We start from the raw sequence: 18,299 nt of genomic DNA, 5'->3' as shown, positions 1-18,299 counted from the left end.
GCTTCAGGCAAGCGACAGCTGCGGCATCTTTGAATGGAAGCAATTGTGTACGAATATTTCACAGTGTCCGTTATATCGTAACGCTATGAACGCTGAGCCTACATTTTCGGGGTGTTATGCAAGTCGATCTTGAGTTGGACGCCACGCCAGTCACCGGGCTGCCGCGCTTTCAGCAAGCAGATGCGCAGTCACGCAAATTACGTCGGCTGGCTTATGGACTCGGCGCATTGGCCGGTTTGGGCTGGGTGCTGGCGTTTTTCGTCGGCCTGTTTGCGCCGCAGTCCCTGTGGTTATCGTTATTGGTCAATCAGAGCGCGGCGTTGCTGGTACTGGTCGCCGGGTTGCAATCGGCGTGGTGGGTGACGCAATGGCGCGCGCGGGTGATGCATCCGCCCGCCTCGCAATCGACCGTCGTGGAAGAGGGCGGCGCAGCCGAGGGCTGGTACGAAAGGCTTCTGGAGCGCTTGAGTCAGCAGAGCCGCCATCTGCTTGGACAAATCGGCGCGCCGACGTTGTGGCTCGGCGGTTGGGCGTTGCTGGTTCTGCTTGGTATTGAGCAGGTGTGGAATCTCACGTTGCCTGCGGCGGCCTTGGGGCTGTCGGCGAGCATCGGTGCGGCATTGGCGTTGTTGCTGGCGTTTGCCCTGCTGGTGCTGGAGCGGCAACTGGCGCAGGAACCGCCGGCGCAGTGGCCGGAAGCGGCTGCGCTGGCACAACTGATCCGGGTGGTGATCATCACTCTGTTGATCGGTGCGCTGTGTCTGTTGTTTGCCAGCGAAGACGCAGTCTGGCCGGCGCGTGTTGCGGTATTCAGCGCAATCCTGCCGATGTTGGTTGCCATCGAACTGTTATTGCGCGCAGTGCTGTCTGTTTTCAGCCCGCGCCGCGAACAACTCGAACCGACCCTGCTGGCGCGCAGTTTTATCGCCGATATGCTGCGTTGGCCGCCGCAGCCGTGGCTGGCGTTACAGCATGAAATGCACAACCGTTTCGGCATCGATTTGCGCCAGATCTGGGCCTTCAGTTACATGCGCCGGGCCTTGTTGCCAGTGTTGGCGGTGGTCGCCCTTAGCGGTTGGCTGCTGACCGGCGTACATGAAATTCCCCTGCAAGGTCGCGGCATCTATGAGCGCTTCGGTAAACCGGTACAGGTTTTCGGCCCGGGTTTGCATAGCGGGTTGCCTTGGCCATTGGGGCGTGTGATCTCCGTTGAAAACGGCGTGGTCCATGAACTGGCAACCAGTGTCGGCGACAAGCCAATCGCCGTGCAGTCCGATTCCGCTGAAGGCCCGGCGCCGCTGACCGCCAACCGTTTGTGGGACGCCAGCCACGTCAACGACAAATCCCAGGTCATCGCCAGCAGCCGCGGCGCGCAACAGGGCCTGCAAATCGTCAACATGGACGTGCGCTTCGTTTATCGCATCGGTTTGAACGACGAGGCGGCGCTCGCCGCGACCTATAACAGCGCCGATGTACCGACGCTGATTCGCAGCGCCGCCAGCCGCATTCTGGTTCACGATTTTGCCTCGCGCACCCTCGACGGTCTGCTCGGCGACGACAGGACAGGGCTGGCCGAGGAAATCGGTCGCGCGGTGCAAAGCGATCTGAACAGATTGAACAGTGGCGTGGAGATCCTTGCCACAGTCGTCGAAGCGATTCATCCACCGGCCGGCGCGGCGAATGCCTATCACAGTGTGCAAGCGGCGCAGATCGGCGCGCAGGCGTTGATCGCTCGCGAACGCGGGGCGGCTGCGCAGGCCACTAACGAGGCGCAGTTGCAGGCGAGCGCGGCGCGGGATCAGGCAACGGCAAATGCGCGGGAGATCAGTGCCGCTGCGCAAACGGCAGACCTGAAATTCAGCGCCGAGCAGAAAGCGTTCGCCAGTGCTGGCCAGGCTTTTGTGCTGGAGCAATATCTCAGCCAGCTCAGTCAGGGCTTGAGTAAAGCGAGGTTGCTGGTGCTCGACCATCGACTTGGCGGGAGCGCAAATGCGCCAACCATCGATCTGCGTACTTTCACACTGCCGACTGATCCGTCGCCCGCCCGTACCACCGCTCAACCAGGAGCCACCCATTGAGCCAGTCGCCTGTTCATGACGTTCACGACCACAGCGGCCACGACCACGGCCACGGCGGGCATCACCATCATCATGGTCATCACCACCATCACGGCGATCCGCAAGCGGCCGGACCATTTCCGTGGCGGCGTATGGGCTGGGCTGCGTTGCTGGTGGCGTTTGCCATTGCCGCCGCGAGTCTGGTGCAAGTGCGCTCCGGCGAAGCCACGGTCATCACCCGTTTCGGAAATCCGTCGCGGGTATTGCTTGATCCCGGTTTGAGCTGGCGCTGGCCTGCGCCGTTCGAAGCAGCGATTCCGGTGGACTTGCGTCTACGTACCACCTCAAGTGGTTTGCAGGACGTCGGCACCAAGGACGGTTTGCGCATCCATCGTTCAGACCTACGTGGCGTGGCAGGTGCAGGGTGACCCTGAACACGTGCAGCGTTTCATGCGTGCCGTGCAGAATCAGCCGGATGAAGCGGCGCGGCAGATTCGCACCTTTGTCGGCTCGGCACTGGAGACCACGGCCAGCAGTTTCGATCTGGCCAATCTGGTCAACACTGATGCCAAACAAGTGCGCATCGGCGATTTTGAAGCGCAGTTGCGTCAGCAGATCGACCAACAGTTGCTCGCCACTTATGGCGTGCGCGTGGTGCAGGTCGGTATCGAGCGGCTGACTTTGCCCTCGGTCACGCTCAGTGCAACCGTCGATCGCATGCGCGCCGAGCGTGAAACCATTGCTACGGAACGTACAGCGATCGGCAAACGCGAAGCGGCGCAAATTCGCTCCGCCGCCGAGCGCGATGCGCGAATCGTCCAGGCTGATGCAACGGTGAAAGCCGCTGACATTGAAGCGCAATCGCGAGTCGAGGCTGCGCAGATTTATGGTCGCGCCTACGCCAGCTCGCCGCAGCTTTACAACCTGCTCCGCTCGCTCGATACCCTCGGCACCATTGTCACACCGGAAACCAAACTGATTCTGCGCACCGATGCTGCGCCGTTCCGTGTGTTGGTCGAAGGCCCACCGACGCTCGACAACAAAGCCGGATCGCAACCATGAGCGAAGAAGTTCCACGTGGAACACATGCGTTGAACAGTCCGTGGATTCAGGCCGGCCGTCTGACCTTCATCGCCTTGTATGCGATCACTGTTTTGGCCGCATTAGCATGGGCGGTCTCGAATGTCCGGCAGATTGATCCGCAGGACCGCGCCGTGGTGCTGCACTTCGGCGCGCTGGATCGCGTTCAGAATGCCGGACTGTTATGGGCGTGGCCGCAGCCTTTTGAGCAGGTGATTCTGTTGCCGGCGGCGGATCGGATGATTGAGCGCCGAGTGGAAAATCTGTTGCGCAGTGACGAGGCGCTGACGGCTGACCGGGTGGCGTCCTTCGCTACGCCATTGAGCGATGCACTCGCCGGGTCTGGTTATTTATTGACCGGTGACGCCGGCGTAGTGCAACTGGACGTGCGAGTGTTTTACCAAGTCTCCGATCCCTATGCGTTCGTGTTACAGGGCGAACACGTGCTGCCAGCACTCGATCGCTTGGTGACGCGCAGCGCCGTGGCACTGACCGCCGCGCGAGACCTCGACACCATTCTGGTCGCTCGCCCGGAACTGATCGGCGCCGACAATCAGGCGGCCGAGCACCGTGAGCGATTGCGCGGTGATCTGGTGCAAGGCATCAACGCGCGTCTCGCTGAACTGAAGGCGAGCGGGCAGGGCATAGGTATCGAGGTGTCGCGGGTCGATGTGCAATCGAGTCTGCCGGAGCCAGCGATCACTGCTTTCAATGCGGTTCTAACGGCCAGTCAGCAGGCTGACAAAGCAGTGGCTAACGCGCGCACCGATGCCGAGAAACTTGCCCAGTCCGCCAACGAACAGGCAGACCGCACGCTCCAGGTGGCTCACGCGCAGGCAGGCGAGCGTCTTGCAAAAGCCTCAACCGATACCGCAACCGTCATGAGTCTGGCCAAGTCTGCCGACCCGCAAATGCTCCTGCGTCTGTATCGCGAGCGCATACCGAAGATCCTCGGTCAGGCCGGGTCGGTCACCACCGTCAATCCGAAAGACGATTCCCGGTTGATCATTCAAGGGGCCAGTCAATGACCGCGACCACCGCTGCTCCAAGTCTGTTGTCCTCGGCCGAACAACGTCGCGCCGCGCGCCAATTGACCCTGGCGATGCTTGCGCTCGGGCTGCTGGGTCTGGGGCTGGTCTGGCGCTGGATACTCCCGGAGCAAATCGGTGTCAGCCAACTGCTGCTGGGTTTCGCTTCTTTGCTCGTCGCGGTTCCGGTAATGCGTTCGGCCTGGTACAGCCTGCGTTATCCAAGCCTGCACGGCATTACCGATCAATTGATTGCGCTGGCCATGCTCGGTGCCTGGGCAACCGGTGATCTGCTCACTGCGGCGTTGTTGCCGATCATCATGATCTTCGGCCATGTGCTTGAGGAGCGCAGCGTCATCGGCTCCCAGGAAGCGATTAATGCGCTTGGCCAGTTGACCCGCAGCCATGCGCGCAAGCTGCAAGCAGACGGTTCGATCATCGAAGTGGACAACGGCACGCTCAGCGCTGGCGATGTTGTCGAGGTGCGGGCCGGTGATCGGGTGCCGGCGGACGGTCGGGTATTGTCCGGCCAGGCGAGTCTCGATACGGCGTCGATTACCGGTGAGTCGGTACCGGTGTCAGCTGGCGTCGGCATGCTGGTGTTCGGCGGCGCGATCAACCTCGATGGATTGCTGCGCGTCGAAGTCACCCGTACCGGCGACGAATCCACCCTGGGCAAAGTCATAGCCCTGATGCAAAACGCCGAGCGCTCGAAACCGCCGATCACGCGATTGCTCGAACGCTATGCCGGCAACTACATGGTGCTGGTCTTGTTGCTGGCGGCGGTGACCTGGTTCGTCACCCATGATGCACAGGCGATGCTCGCGGTGTTGGTGGCGGCGTGTCCGTGTGCGTTGGTGCTGTCGGCGCCGGCCACGGCGATTGCCGGTGTCGCCGTCGCCGCGCGTCACGGGATTCTGATTCGCAGCTCGGCGTTCCTCGAAGAACTCGCCGATCTGACCTCGCTGGTGGTCGACAAGACCGGCACGCTGACGTACGGCACCTTGCGTTTGCAGTCGATCGACAGCCTCAGTGTGGACACCAAAGAAGTGCAGGTGCTGGCCGCCAGTCTTGGCGCGGCAAGCAGTCATCCGGTGAGCCGGGCACTCGCTGGGCTGGTTGATCAGGAAGCGTATTGGCCTCTGAGCAACATCCATGAGCGCCAAGGCCTGGGCGTAGTGGCGACGACAGAGCAGGGCGAAGCTGCGCTCGGTCGTCCAGAGTTGTTCGCGCAACTGGGCATCACAACTACCCTCGTTCCTGAGCACGATGGCCCGATTGCCGGGTTAGCCTTTAACGGCGAATTCCTCGCCTGGCTGCTGCTAGCAGACAGCATCAAACCCGAAGCACGCTTTGCCTTGAGCGAATTGCGTGAACTGGGGCTGGGACGCCAGCTCCTGTTGACGGGGGATCGCCAGAGCGTCGCGCGAACCCTGGCGCAGGAAGTCGGGCTGAACGAAGTGCAGGCGCAAGCGCTACCGGAGGACAAACTCAATCGCGTGCTCGAGGAAATCGATCACGGCTTCCGCCCGATGGTGGTCGGTGACGGCATCAACGATTCACTCGCGCTCAAGGCCGGCGTGGTCGGTGTGGCGATGGGCGCTGGCGGGGCCGACATTGCCCTGGCGTCGGCGGACATCGTGTTGATCGGCAGCGACTTGCGTCGCCTCGGTACTTGCGTGCGCTTGAGTCGTCAGTGCCGGCATACTTTGCAGGTCAATGTGATCATCGGTCTCGGCTGGACCATGGCGATCGTGGTCTTCGCGGCGTTCGGTTGGCTTGGCGCGGCCGGGGCGATGATCGCGGCTCTGCTGCATAACCTGAGCACCCTGTTGGTGTTGGGCAACGCCGGACGTTTGCTGCGCTTTCAGGAGCCATTGCTCAGGCTCGACCCTCAGGCTAAATGAAAGAAAATTCATCGAACCGCCGAGTGCGCAGGCAGTCATCTATCGTAAGGCACGTCGCCTGTGGCGTTCAGCCGATGTGCCGATCACGATAGACGAGGCCGATCGAATCGATAGCCTGCTATTTTTCAAGGTTGGTCTACCCTCAGATCAGACGTCTGAAACAAGGGGGGATTTTCCATGCTCGCGCAACTTCCACCGGCCTTGCAGAACCTGCAGTTACCGCTTCGCCTGCGACTCTGGGACGGCCACGAGTTCAATCTGGGGCCGACGCCCAGCGTAACCATCGTGGTCAAGGACCCGCAGATGGTCACTCAATTCACCCACCCAAGCCTGGATGCGCTGGGTGCGGCGTTCGTCGAAGGCAAACTGGAACTGGAGGGCTCTATCAGCGAGGTCATCCGGGTTTGCGATGAGTTGAGCAATGCGCTGCTCGACGAAGACGAAGACAGTCAGCCGGTGCGCGCGCAACACGACAAGGACACCGACGCCAAAGCCATCTCCTATCATTACGACCTGTCGAATGCCTTTTATCAGCTGTGGCTGGACAGCGACATGGCGTATTCCTGTGCCTATTTCGAAACCGGCAGCGAAACCCTCGAACAGGCTCAGCAAGCCAAATTCCGCCATCTGTGCCGCAAGCTGCGCTTGCAGCCGGGCGAATATCTGCTGGATGTCGGTTGTGGTTGGGGTGGTCTGGCGCGATATGCGGCGCGAGAGTTTGGCGTAAAAGTGTTTGGTATTACCTTGAGCAAGGAACAATTGGCCCTGGCGCAGGAGCGAGTCAAAGCCGAAGGGCTGGACAATCAGGTCGAACTGCAATTGCTCGACTATCGCGATTTGCCCCAGGACGGCCGCTTCGACAAGGTTGTCAGCGTCGGCATGTTCGAACACGTCGGACACGCCAATCTCGCCGAATACTGCAAAACCCTGTTTGGTGCGGTGAAGGAGGGCGGCCTGGTAATGAACCACGGCATTACCGCCAAGCACACCGACGGCCGCCCGGTTGGACGCGGCGCAGGCAACTTCATCGAAAAATACGTGTTTCCCAACGGCGAGTTACCGCATCTGGCGATGATCTCTGCCGAAATCAGTGAAGCGGGACTGGAAATTGTCGATGTCGAAAGCCTGCGCCTGCATTACGCGCGCACGCTCGATCACTGGAGCGAGCGACTGGAGGACAACCTCGAAGCTGCGGCGAAACTGGTGCCTGAGCAAGCACTGCGTATCTGGCGTCTGTATCTGGCCGGTTGCGCTTATGCCTTCGCGCGGGGCTGGATCAATCTGCATCAGATCCTCGCTGTGAAAGCGCATCCGGATGGCAGCCACGAGCTGCCTTGGACCCGCGACGACATCTACCACCCCTGAAGCGGGGCGCTCAGAGAATCGGCGAAATCAGCCGGGCGATCCGCATGCCGACCTGTTGCAGGCGGTGGATCTCCCGGCTTTCTTCTTTGGCCACCTCATCGGCCTGGGCGAAATCGTCATTGAGCATGTGTTCCACGGCGGCGGCGAACTCACTGTCGACGGTCAGCAACATCACTTCGAAATTCAGGCGGAACGAGCGATTGTCCAGGTTGGCGCTGCCGATGGCGCTGATTTCGCTGTCGATCAACACCACTTTCTGGTGCAGAAAACCCGGTCGATAACGGAACACCCTAACGCCGGCCCGTACCGCTTCAAAGGCATACAGGCTTGAGGCGGCGTAGACAATGCGGTGATCAGGCCGTGACGGCAACAGCAGGCGCACATCGACACCACGCAAAACCGCCAGCCTCAATGCCGCGAACACCGCTTCGTCCGGGACAAAGTAAGGGCTGGTGATCCATACGCGTTGCGTTGCTGCGTGAATGGCTTCGACGAAAAACAGCGAGCAGGTTTCGTAGGCGTCCGCCGGGCCGCTGGCGAGCAATTGGCAAAGCACGCCATCCTCCGGGTACGTATCCGGAAGAATCAACGGCGGCAGGGTACGAGCAGCCCAGAACCAGTCTTCCGCGAACGATTCCTGCATGCAGGCCACCACCGGCCCGCGGACTTTGACGTGGGTGTCACGCCATGGCGCCAGCGGTGGTTTCTCACCCATGTATTCATCGCCGACGTTATGCCCGCCGACAAAACCGACTACGCCATCGACCACGACGATTTTGCGGTGGTTGCGGAAGTTGACCTGAAAGCGGTTGAGCCAGCCACTGCGCGTGGCAAAGGCTTTGACCTCGACGCCGGCATCACGCAGCGCTTGCACGTAATGATGGGGCAGGGCATGGCTGCCAATGCGGTCATAGAGCAAATGAATCGACACGCCTTCGGCGGCTTTCTTCAACAGCAGATCACGCAAGCGCTGGCCGAGCCGATCGTCGTGAATGATGAAGAACTGGACCAGCACTGCCTCCCTGGCTTGTTCGATCGCCTGAAATATTGCATCGAAGGTCGCGGTGCCGTTCACCAGCAGTTGCACCTCGTTGTTCGCCAGGCACGGCATGCGCCCCAGTTTCGGCATCGCGCGCAGTGAGGCGTAGGCACTCGAAGCGCGAGCGGCCAGGGCTTCCTCCACCCACGGACGCCAGTTCAGTTCGGAAATGGCCAGGCGCATCTGCTCGTTGGCCTGGCGCCGGGCCTTGATGTAGCCATCGAAGGTGCTGCGACCAAATACCAGATATGGAATAAGCGTGAAGTAGGGAATGAAGATCAACGACAATGCCCAGGCGATCGAGCCTTGCGCTGTGCGCACGGTGAGCACCGCATGGATTGCAGCGATCGAACCGAGTGTGTGCAACAGGGCGATCAGGTAACCGAAAATGTGCGGTCCGAAAAAATCCATGGGGCAGCCTTGCTCCGCGAGATGCAATGCTTAACAGACCATGTTCTGCGGCGAATGTCTCTATTTAATCGGCGCATGAACCGACACAATCGGCCGGCGTCTAACGGCCACAACTGATCAGGAGTTACTCGATGAACGTTCGTCTGCTGGGTTTGGCGCTGGGCCTGGGTTTGGCATTACCGGTGGTTGCGCAGGCACAAATGCTGCAGCCGGGGTTGTGGGAAATGTCTTCGAGCAATCTGAAGGTCGATGATCAGGCCATGGACGTGCAATCGATCCTTGGCCAGATTCAAGGCCAGATCACCCTGCAGCAGCGCGCTGCGCTCGAGAAAAACGGCATCAATATTGGCGGCAAGGGGATCCGTGCCTGCCTGACGCCGCAGCAGGTGGCAACCAACGATATCCCGCTGGCCGATCCGCAATCGGGCTGCAAACAGCAGATCACCGAGCGCACCGGCAACCAGTGGAAATTCCGCTTCAGCTGCCCGAAAGCCCAAGGCACCGGTGTGGCGACATTCCTCAGTGACCGCGAATTCACCACCGTTGCCAATGGCACCTTCAACGCCATCGGCATCAACCAGAAGGGCAGTCTGGAAACCCGGGCAGTGTGGCTCGGCCAGGATTGCGGTACGGTAAAACCCCGCGCTTAAAACCTCCGACTCCCACAGCTGGAACCCATTCCAACTGTGGGAGCGAGCGTGCTCGCGAATAGATCGGAAGTACACCTCAAGTCATGGCTGACTCAACGCCTTGTACAGCGTATTGAGGTTGTATTCGAACAGCCCGGTAAAGGTGCTCGCCGGTCCACTCGCCGCCAATGCATCCGAGTACAGTGTGCCGCCAATGTGCGCGCCGCTTTCGTCCGCGATCTGCTTGAGCAGGCGCGCGTCCTTGATGTTTTCCATGAACACCGCTTTGACCTTCGCCTGGCGAATCTGCGTGATCAGCGCAGCGACTTCGGCGGCGGAGGGTTCGCGTTCGGTGGACAAACCCTGTGGCGCGATAAAGTCGATGCCATAGGCCTGTCCCAGATAGCCAAAGGCATCGTGGCTGGTGACGATCTTGCGATTACCCGGCGGCAGCGCGCCGAGTTTGTTTTTGGCTTCGGCGAGCAGGGCATAGATCTGCTTGAGGTAGGTCTGGCTGTTGCGCTCGTAGTCAGCCTTGTTGGCCGGGTCGGCGGCGATCAGCGCCTTGGTGATGTTGGCGACGTACAACTCAGTGTTCGCCAGATTGTGCCAGGCGTGTGGATCCGGAACCGTTTCGCCGTCTTCATCGAGCGAACGTGGAATCACTCCGCGACTGGCGCTGATCACCGTCGCCTTGCTGTCGGTGCTGGTCACCAGGCGATCCAGCCAAGGTTCGAAACCGAGGCCGTTCTTGATGATCACTTTGGCTTTGAGCAGCGCCTTGGCATCGTCCGGGGTCGGCTCGTAGGTATGCGCATCGGCGTCCGCGCCGACCATGTTGGTAATCTGCACGTGCTCGCCGCCGACCTGATGAACCATGTCGGCGAGGATGCTGAAGCTGGTGACCACCGGCAATTTTTCGGCGGCCGACAAGGACATCGACAGCATCAGGCTGAACAGCACGAGTAGAGCGCGCATCGGGAAACACCTCATTGGGATGTGAGTAAAGGCGGGCGGCGCAGCAGACCATGAACCGGTCCCAACACCACCGACAGCAGATAGCCGACCCCCGCAACCAGCACGATTGCCGGGCCGCTGGGCAGCGAGTAGTAGAACGACAGCAGCAAACCGAGCCACACAGACACGCAGCCCATGACGGCGGCAACGGCAATCAGTATTGGCAGACGGCGACTCCAGAATCTAGACGCGGCAGCCGGAAGCATCATCAGCCCGACTACCATCAGTGCGCCGATGGCCTGAAAGCCGATCACCAGATTCAGCACGACCAGAGTCAGGAACACCCCATGAGCCAGCGGCCCGAGACGACTGACCGTGCGCAAGAACAGCGGGTCGAGTGTGTCCAACAGCAGGGGTTTGTAGATCGCCGCCATGGCCATGAGGCTGATGGCCGAGACCCAAAGCATGCCGGTCAGTGTCAGCCCGTCTACGGCCAACGCTGAGCCGAACAGCAAGTGCAGAAGGTCGAGGCGTTTGCCGGCAATACCGAGAATCAGCACGCCGCTGGCGAGTGAAATCGGATAGATCGCGGCGAGACTGGCGTCCTCGCGCAAACCCGTACGCCGGGTTATCCAGGCTGCAAGTCCGGCCATGCTCAGGCCGGCGCCGAGGCCGCCGAGCGTCAGGGCAGGAAGGCTCAAACCGGCAAACCAGAATCCCAGCGCTGCACCAGGGAGAATGCCGTGGGCGACAGCGTCGCCGATCAGGCTCATCCGTCTGAGAATCAGAAACACGCCCAAGGGCGCCGTGCTGCACGCCAACACCAGGCCGCCGAGCAAGGCCCGGCGCATGAACACGAATTCGCTGAACGGCTGCCAGAAATAACTGACGGTGGCGAGCATCAGGCGACCTGCATGTGCGGTGTTGGCTGGATCAGTTCTCTGCTGGTTCCGTACACGCAGTGGCCGTTTTTGATCAGCAGGGTATGCGGAATGTGTTGGCGGACAGCCGCCAGGTCATGGCAGACCACAAGCAGTGTCCGGCCCTCGGCGTGCCAGTGGTGAATGTGTTGCCAGAGCAGTTGCTGGCCGAGTTCGTCGAGTGCGGCGTGCGGTTCGTCCAGCAACAGCACCGGGGCGTCAGCAAGGCTCAGTCGCGCGAGCAGGGCACGTTGTAGCTCACCGCCGGACAGGGCCATCAACGGACGCTGTTCGAGTCCACTCAGGTGCCAGTCTTCCAGTGCGTTTTTCAGTCGCTGCGTGCGCAGTTGCGTCGACAGCCGACGGCCCCAGAAACCTGCGGCGATGAGTTCTTCCAGGCTGATTGGGAACTGGCGATCAAGGTGCTGTTGTTGCGGCAGGAAGGAAATTCCGCTTTGACGTGGAACAGCCATTTCCACTTTGCCAGCGAGGGGCTTCTGCAATCCGGCGATGACCTTTAGCAGGCTGCTTTTGCCGCAGCCGTTGGCGCCGATGATGGCGGTCAGACTGGCGCTCTCGAACTCAAGACTCAGAGGCGTCGTCAGCGGTTGACCGGGAGCGCCCCAGGCCAGCGATTGGCAGCGGATCATATTTGCTCCCGCTGCCAGCTGCTTTCGGCGACGGCGTCATGAGCATGCAGGCTTTCGGCGTGGATCACGCGGATATGCAATTGTTTGATGCCGGGCGTGCGCTGCAGTGCCAGATTGAGGCGGCGCGCGGCGTCTTCGCAGAACATCAGGTTTTGCCCATTGGCGAGTGCGAAGGCTTGCTCGTCGGGGCGCTTTACTGCGGTCTGCACGGCTGTGCCGAGGGCTGCTTCAGCGTCATCGATGATCGCTGTCAGCGGTAGCTCGTCGATGAAATTGTCGAGATGCAGGTGCAGTTGCGCATAGCTACGTTGGCTGTGCGGCGTCGCTACGATCCCTTTGGTTGAGCCAAGCCATGCCAAAACATCTGCGTGTTGCAGAGCCTTGTTGGCGAAATCGTCGACGAATTGCTGCTGGATCAATTGCCTTGCCAAGGCTGCCGAGCAGGGGCATGTCGAGGAATAGGGCACCTCGAGTTTTAGTTCCACGTGGAACATTTGCTGTTTCAGGCTTGCTGAAATGGTTGTCGGATAGGATTTCCAGCCGGCTAGGGGGCTGACTAACGCCGGTCGTTTCAGCAATAAGTCGGTGTGAACGTTCAGATATGCGCAGGCGGATAGACCTTGGTGACTTACCAGAAAACCCTTGAGTACCTGATGCAGCAGAGCGGGAGAAAGGCTTCGCAGTTCGAGGGCTTCGAGTGCCAGATATAAGCGCGACATGTGAATACCACGCGCTTCACCATCATCGAGACTCACGCCAGCGTCGACTCTGGCGCTGAGGCGTTGGCTTTCGAGCACAACGGGTAGGGCAATCCCACGCATGCCTACCCAATCGAGTGGCAGTGCCTGGCGCGCAGATTGGGCGGCGATATCCGGGAGAGTAAGAGCATTCATGGTTGAGACCGTCGTATTGATCTCTGTTTACGTTACATTATAACAATCCATTCAGCGATGCTTTTTTCATGAAAAGGTTTTCACTAGCAGCCCGTCATCCGGCTGCAAGTGAACCTTGCGCTGCTACCACCCGAGCTGGAAAAACGGTTGATGGTCGTCCAGCCGACACGACGGGTATAGCCAACCCAAGCCTCGCCATCCGAGGCGATGCCGGTAAAAAAGGTTAATTGGCCGAAGCGGCTGTTGGTTTGCGCCCAATAGCGATGGCCGTCCTTCTCGAATCCGCGCAGGTAAAGCGTGGTGCCGACCGTATTGACGCTATAGGCATTGCCGTCGGCGTCCACACATGCCAGCAAATTAGCGCTGCGCGTGCAGTGCGCAAGCGAGGGCATCTGCGCTTGGGCTTGGCCGGCCAGCGACGTAGCAAAGCTCAAAAGCAGGTATTTCAACCCATTGTTCATTGAGAATTTCCATGATCGGTGCTGCGGCAAATTACGAATTCTCCTGTGTCGGACTGGCAAGCTGTGATTGTTATACTATAACATCGTCCGTAACCAGCCTGAGCTGCCGATTACGATCGTTTGCCTTCATTGCCCCAATTAATTGAAGCGCAACACGCCAAGCGCACACCTGAAAGCGCAAATCGGCTGCCATTTATGAGGATTATCCAATGTCAGCCAAATTGCCCGTCACCGTACTTTCAGGATTTCTCGGCGCCGGAAAAAGTACACTTTTGAATTACGTACTACGTAACCGAGACGGCTTGCATGTAGCGGTGATCGTCAACGATATGAGCGAAATCAACATCGATGGCAGTGAAGTCCAGCGCGATGTCAGTCTTAACCGTGCGGAAGAAAAGCTCATTGAGATGAGCAACGGCTGCATTTGCTGTACGTTACGCGAAGACCTGCTTGAAGAAGTCAGCAAACTCGCCCGCGAGGATCGTTTTGATTACCTGCTGATCGAGTCCACTGGCATTTCCGAACCGCTTCCGGTCGCTGAAACCTTCACCTTTCGCGATGAACAAGGGCAAAGCCTCGCCGACATCGCGCGCCTGGACACCATGGTCACGGTCGTCGACGGCGTGAATTTCCTGCTCGATTACCAGGCGGCCGAAAGCCTTGCCTCTCGCGGCGAGATTCTCGGTGAAGAAGACGAGCGCTCCATCACCGATCTGTTGATCGAGCAGATCGAGTTCGCCGACGTCCTGCTGATCAGCAAAATCGACCTGATCAACCAGCACGAGCGCGAAGAACTTACCGCGATCCTCAAGCGCCTCAATGCCCAGGCTGAAATCATTCCAATGGTGATGGGCGAAATCCCCCTGGAGAAAATCCTCAACACCGGTCGTTTCGATTTCGAGAAGGCCGCACAAGCGCCTGGGTGGCTGCAGGAATTGCGCGGTGAGCACGTCCCGGAAACACAGGAATACGGCATCGCCTCGACGGCCTACCGCGCGCGCCGGCCATTCCACCCGCAACGCTTTTTCAGCTTCATTGACCGCCCATGGCTGAACGGCAAGCTGCTGCGCTCCAAAGGCTTCTTCTGGCTCGCCAGCAAACCCACCGATGCCGGTAGCTGGTCTCAAGCCGGCGGTTTGATGCGGCATGGATTCGCCGGGCGCTGGTGGCGTTTCGTAGCAAAGAACCAATGGCCCGAAGATCAGGAAAGCGTGCAGGCGATCATGGAAAACTGGACTCCAAGCGTAGGAGATTGCCGCCAGGAGCTGGTTTTCATTGGTCAGAACATCGATTTCCTACAGCTCTCCGCCGAACTCGATGCCTGTCTTTTGACCGACGAAGAAATGGCCATGGGTGTAGAAGGCTGGCGTTTGCTGCCTGATCCATTCGGCCCGTGGCACGACGAGGCCGCCTGATGCTCGCACTCAAGGATCAGCCGCTTCTTGCCCGTCATCAGTACCAGGGCCTGACCCCGCAAACGTTGACGCGAATCCTGGAAGACCAGACCAATCTCGCCGTCTGGCAACGCCAGCTACCCGTGCACATCGCCGATTTTGCGCAATTGGTGCTGTCGCTCAACGAGCCCTTGGCCGAGTCGTTGTGTCTGGAATTGCCCGACGAAGATGCCGAACCGGATCTCGCCGGTCTGGCTGCAGGGCTGTGTGATCTGCAAGGATTCGAAGGTTTCATCAGCGACCTCAAGTGGCTGATCAGTGCCTTCGCCTGTCTGTTGGGCGCGCGGCGTATCGGCGTGCGTTTGCGCGTGCTGGACAAGGCCATGTGTCCGCGCTTCCACGTCGATCACGTGCCGGTGCGCCTGATCACTACTTACGCTGGCATCGGCAGCCAATGGCTTGAGGAGGGTGCGATGGACCGCGCGCAACTTGGCCAGTCCGATGCCGAACCGCAAGATCCAGCGTCGATTCGCCAGCTCAACAGCGGCGACGTCGCGCTGCTCAAAGGCGAAAAGTGGCACGGCAATGAAGGCTTCGGCCTGATCCATCGTTCGCCGCAACCGGCACCCGGTGAGCGCCGTCTGTTGCTGACCCTCGACTGGCTCGGCTGACACATCAGGGCTTGCGCCAGACGCCCTGGCTCTGGCCTTCGCAATATGGCTTGAGATACGCCGTATCGGTGGCCACGCCGTAATAGTGGATATCCTGGCGATAGGGCATATTGGCGACTTGCGCGTTGCTGCACACGCCGAAAGCGCCGCTCGGGCACTGGTCGACGTACTGCACCTCGACCTTCTGCCCGGCCAGCGTCGGTTGGCAGAAGCCGTCATTGAACAATTTCTGCGGAATCGTCCGGTTCTGCTGACAGACTTTGACGTCGAGCCGTTCGCCCTGTGTGTGCACCACGCAGGCCTGAGCCCACGCTTCACTCGACAGCAGCGCCAACAGCAACGACCATCCCGACCAGCGCATCTTCGATCTCCTCAATAACTGTCCGCAGAAAGTACCCGCCATGTTGCAGAACATTCCGACCCACGTCATCGCCGGCCCGTTGGGCGCCGGCAAGACCAGCCTGATTCGCCAGTTGCTGGCGCAACGGCCTGCGGACGAACGCTGGGCGGTACTGATCAACGAGTTCGGCCAGATTGGTCTGGACGCCGCGCTGCTGACTCGCGACGACGATGGTATCGCACTGGGTGAGGTGGCCGGGGGCTGCCTGTGTTGCGTCAATGGCGCGCCATTCCAGATCGGCCTTGGCCGCCTGCTGCGCAAGGCCAGGCCGGATCGACTGTTTATCGAGCCATCCGGGCTGGGCCATCCGGCGCAATTGCTCAAGCAACTGAATGAGGCGCCGTGGCTGGGTGTGCTGGCGGTTCAGCCCTGTGTTCTGGTTTTGGACGCTCAGGCATTGCACGCAGGTAGAGCCTTGCCGGACGCTCAGCAGCAAGCGTTGGCCAGTGCGGGGTTGTTGCTGCTGAACAAAGCGGAAGATCTCGATGAAACAGCTCGAAACAGAATCGCCAGCCAGTTGCCGCCCGTCAGGCTGATCTGGACGCAGCAAGCGCAACTGCCTCTGAGCGAGCTTCCGGGGCTGGCAGTAAAGGCGAACGAAGACGCAGGGCATCTGCCGCTGCCCACTGGATTGGCACAGCTGCCAGCGGTCTGGAGCGATCCGGCCGAACCGATTTGCCTGAGTCAGGCGCAGGAGGGGGGTGGAGCATCGGTTGGCGCTGGCATCCGCAGCAGGTATTTGATCAAGCACGCATCGCCTATTGGCTGAGTGCGCTCGACTGGAACCGGGCGAAACTGGTTATCCACAGTACGGATGGCTGGGTTTCGGGCAATGCGCTGGAGCATGCGCAGCTGAGTTGGCAAGCCAGCGAATGGCGAAAAGACTCAAGAATTGAGCTGATCTTCGCTGAACCGCAGAACATCGAACAGCTGCAAGCCGATTTGGCGGAATGTCGGATTCAGTGAGTCAGCTCAAGGCTTCCACTTGGTATGTTCCTGGCGCCACTGGCTCAGCTCGATGACTTCTGCGCGAGGCTTGTGGACTTCGACCACCGGCGGCGTGTCGTCGAACGGCGCCGGGTAGGGTGCCAGTTCAATCTGCGCACTGTGCGCGCCGAACTGGGTGACGGTGCCGTTGTGGCGGCTTTCTCCGGTCACGGTGAACTCGAAGTTGTAGACCCGTGCCAGTCGCCTGCGACCGTTGGCATCCCTGATCAGCCCGATCTTTTTCAGCGCGACGTTACCGTCCAGCAGCTCGACGCCAACATTGGTGCAATGCTGTTTGACCCGCTCCAGCGCGCGCTCGCGCAAGCCGTGGTTGTGCCATAGCCAGGCACCGGCGGCGGCGAACAGCATCAGCACGAAGATGTTTTCCAGGGTCAGCATCGACATCGAACTCCAAAAGATGGCGTCAGCTTAACTGTCTCGCCGGTCTGTCGTACAGGCTGTGTTTCGTCGCATACTGCGCGGCTTGAATTTCAATCGTTTTACGGAATGACCCGAATGAAACGTACGCCTCATCTGCTCGCCATCCAGTCCCACGTGGTGTTTGGCCACGCCGGCAACAGCGCTGCGGTTTTTCCGATGCAGCGCGTCGGGGTCAATGTCTGGCCGCTCAACACCGTGCAGTTCTCCAACCACACCCAGTATGGTCAGTGGGCCGGTGAAGTGCTGGCGCCGCAGCAGATTCCCGAGCTGATCGAAGGCATCGCTGCGATTGGCGAGCTGGGCAATTGCGACGCGGTGCTGTCCGGCTATCTCGGTAGCGCCGCGCAGGGCCGGGCGATTCTCAGCGGTGTGGCGCGGATCAAAGCGGTCAATCCGAAAATGCTGTACCTGTGTGATCCGGTGATGGGCCATCCGGAGAAAGGCTGCAGCGTGCCCACCGAGGTCAGCGATTTCCTTCTCGATGAAGCGGCTGCCGTGGCGGACATCATGTGCCCGAACCAGTTGGAGCTGGACAGTTTTTCCGGGCGCAAGCCGCAGTCGCTGTTCGATTGCCTGGCGATGGCACGGGCGCTGCTGGCGCGCGGACCGAAAGCGGTACTGGTCAAGCATCTGGATTATCCGGGCAAACCGGCGGAGGGCTTCGAAATGTTGTTGGTGACGGCTGAGGGCAGTTGGCATTTGCGCCGTCCCTTGCTGGCGTTTCCGCGTCAGCCGGTGGGGGTGGGCGATCTGACATCCGGCCTGTTCCTGGCGCGGGTACTGCTGGGCGACACGCTGTTGGCGGCATTCGAATTCACCGCAGCGGCAGTGCATGAGGTGTTGCTGGAAACCCAGGCGTGCGCCAGTTACGAGCTGCAACTTGTGCGGGCGCAGGATCGCATTGCGCATCCGCGGGTGAAATTCGAGGCTACCGCGATCAGTCTGTAATCTCGTCGTTGTTCAAAAAAGATCGCAGCCTTCTGCAGCTCCTACATGGGTTTGCATTCCA

Annotated in this window: 16 protein-coding genes and 2 pseudogenes; 10 read left to right on the top strand and 8 right to left on the bottom strand. The window is 60.1% G+C overall.

Annotated features, from left to right (window positions below; translation table 11 throughout):
• The first annotated feature begins 116 nt into the window (after nt 1-116).
• The 5 genes and pseudogenes from hflK (AB4N85_RS21615) (at nt 117) to cfaB (ending at nt 7,437) form a co-directional block, all read left to right on the top strand.
• Entirely contained in the window at nt 117-2,078 is a 1,962-nt protein-coding gene (gene hflK / locus AB4N85_RS21615; protein ID WP_460065789.1) for a protease modulator HflK, read from the top strand.
• Nucleotides 2,075-3,119 (top strand): annotated as a pseudogene (gene hflC, locus AB4N85_RS21610) (protease modulator HflC). The gene hflK (AB4N85_RS21615) and the pseudogene hflC overlap by 4 nt, the downstream one beginning before the upstream one ends.
• The gene (gene hflK / locus AB4N85_RS21605; protein WP_056791024.1) at nt 3,116-4,165 is read left to right on the top strand and encodes a protease modulator HflK; all 1,050 of its coding nucleotides are present in this window, start codon (nt 3,116-3,118) and stop codon (nt 4,163-4,165) included. Before hflC ends, hflK (AB4N85_RS21605) begins: the two are co-directional and overlap by 4 nt.
• Nucleotides 4,162-6,072, top strand: a complete 1,911-nt coding sequence (locus tag AB4N85_RS21600) for a cation-translocating P-type ATPase (RefSeq protein ID WP_252868502.1) — start codon at nt 4,162-4,164, stop codon at nt 6,070-6,072. The genes hflK (AB4N85_RS21605) and AB4N85_RS21600 overlap by 4 nt, the downstream gene beginning before the upstream one ends.
• Nucleotides 6,073-6,249: 177 nt before the next feature.
• Nucleotides 6,250-7,437, top strand: a complete 1,188-nt coding sequence (gene cfaB, locus AB4N85_RS21595) for a C17 cyclopropane fatty acid synthase CfaB (RefSeq protein ID WP_460065785.1) — start codon at nt 6,250-6,252, stop codon at nt 7,435-7,437.
• A gap of 10 nt (nt 7,438-7,447) precedes the next feature.
• On the opposite strand, the gene cls is transcribed toward cfaB, so the two are convergent.
• A complete protein-coding gene (gene cls, locus AB4N85_RS21590; RefSeq protein WP_460065783.1) occupies nt 7,448-8,887 on the bottom strand; it encodes a cardiolipin synthase in 1,440 nt (479 codons plus the stop codon).
• 131 nt (nt 8,888-9,018) lie between these two features.
• Here cls and AB4N85_RS21585 point away from each other — a divergent pair, with 131 nt between their 5' ends.
• On the top strand, nt 9,019-9,537 hold the full coding sequence (locus AB4N85_RS21585) for a DUF3617 domain-containing protein (RefSeq protein WP_252868500.1): 519 nt from the start codon (nt 9,019-9,021) through the stop codon (nt 9,535-9,537).
• A gap of 81 nt (nt 9,538-9,618) precedes the next feature.
• Here the strand turns inward: AB4N85_RS21585 and AB4N85_RS21580 are convergent, their stop codons facing one another.
• The 5 genes from AB4N85_RS21580 to AB4N85_RS21560 all read right to left on the bottom strand — a co-directional run bounded on the left by AB4N85_RS21580 (nt 9,619) and on the right by AB4N85_RS21560 (nt 13,397).
• Entirely contained in the window at nt 9,619-10,494 is an 876-nt protein-coding gene (locus AB4N85_RS21580; protein ID WP_252868499.1) for a metal ABC transporter substrate-binding protein, read from the bottom strand.
• A gap of 11 nt (nt 10,495-10,505) precedes the next feature.
• Entirely contained in the window at nt 10,506-11,375 is an 870-nt protein-coding gene (locus AB4N85_RS21575) for a metal ABC transporter permease (RefSeq protein ID WP_252868498.1), read from the bottom strand.
• The gene (locus tag AB4N85_RS21570) at nt 11,375-12,043 is read right to left on the bottom strand and encodes a metal ABC transporter ATP-binding protein (RefSeq protein ID WP_095181192.1); all 669 of its coding nucleotides are present in this window, start codon (nt 12,041-12,043) and stop codon (nt 11,375-11,377) included. The genes AB4N85_RS21575 and AB4N85_RS21570 overlap by 1 nt, the downstream gene beginning before the upstream one ends.
• Nucleotides 12,040-12,936, bottom strand: coding sequence for a GTP cyclohydrolase FolE2 (gene folE2 / locus AB4N85_RS21565; protein WP_150637220.1), 897 nt, complete (start codon nt 12,934-12,936; stop codon nt 12,040-12,042). Before folE2 ends, AB4N85_RS21570 begins: the two co-directional genes overlap by 4 nt.
• An 83-nt stretch (nt 12,937-13,019) precedes the next feature.
• Entirely contained in the window at nt 13,020-13,397 is a 378-nt protein-coding gene (locus tag AB4N85_RS21560) for a hypothetical protein (RefSeq protein WP_041476568.1), read from the bottom strand.
• A 209-nt stretch (nt 13,398-13,606) separates the two neighbouring features.
• Between AB4N85_RS21560 and zigA the strand changes: the two genes are divergently transcribed.
• Entirely contained in the window at nt 13,607-14,812 is a 1,206-nt protein-coding gene (zigA, locus tag AB4N85_RS21555; RefSeq protein ID WP_150637218.1) for a zinc metallochaperone GTPase ZigA, read from the top strand.
• On the top strand, nt 14,812-15,462 hold the full coding sequence (locus tag AB4N85_RS21550; RefSeq protein ID WP_252868497.1) for a DUF1826 domain-containing protein: 651 nt from the start codon (nt 14,812-14,814) through the stop codon (nt 15,460-15,462). Before zigA ends, AB4N85_RS21550 begins: the two co-directional genes overlap by 1 nt.
• A gap of 4 nt (nt 15,463-15,466) precedes the next feature.
• Here the strand turns inward: AB4N85_RS21550 and AB4N85_RS21545 are convergent, their stop codons facing one another.
• Nucleotides 15,467-15,823 carry a hypothetical protein gene (locus tag AB4N85_RS21545; RefSeq protein ID WP_041476571.1) on the bottom strand — a complete coding sequence of 119 codons (357 nt, stop codon included), beginning with the start codon at nt 15,821-15,823 and terminating at the stop codon, nt 15,467-15,469.
• Between the two features lie 40 nt (nt 15,824-15,863).
• On the opposite strand from AB4N85_RS21545, the pseudogene AB4N85_RS21540 reads away from it, so the two are divergent.
• Nucleotides 15,864-16,828, top strand: a pseudogene (locus AB4N85_RS21540) (CobW family GTP-binding protein).
• 6 nt (nt 16,829-16,834) lie between these two features.
• On the opposite strand, the gene AB4N85_RS21535 reads toward AB4N85_RS21540, so the two are convergent.
• The gene (locus AB4N85_RS21535; protein WP_038861179.1) at nt 16,835-17,248 is read right to left on the bottom strand and encodes a DUF3301 domain-containing protein; all 414 of its coding nucleotides are present in this window, start codon (nt 17,246-17,248) and stop codon (nt 16,835-16,837) included.
• A 117-nt stretch (nt 17,249-17,365) separates the two neighbouring features.
• Here AB4N85_RS21535 and pdxY point away from each other — a divergent pair, with 117 nt between their 5' ends.
• Nucleotides 17,366-18,238 (top strand): pyridoxal kinase PdxY, encoded by an 873-nt coding sequence (gene pdxY / locus AB4N85_RS21530; RefSeq protein ID WP_095181198.1) that lies wholly within the window; start codon nt 17,366-17,368, stop codon nt 18,236-18,238.
• Nucleotides 18,239-18,299 lie beyond the last annotated feature (61 nt).

The sequence above is a fragment of the Pseudomonas sp. H1_G08 genome (assembly GCF_054681355.1).
The sequence above is the reverse complement of the archived record's forward strand: the minus strand, read 5'-3'. Positions and strand labels throughout refer to the sequence as shown.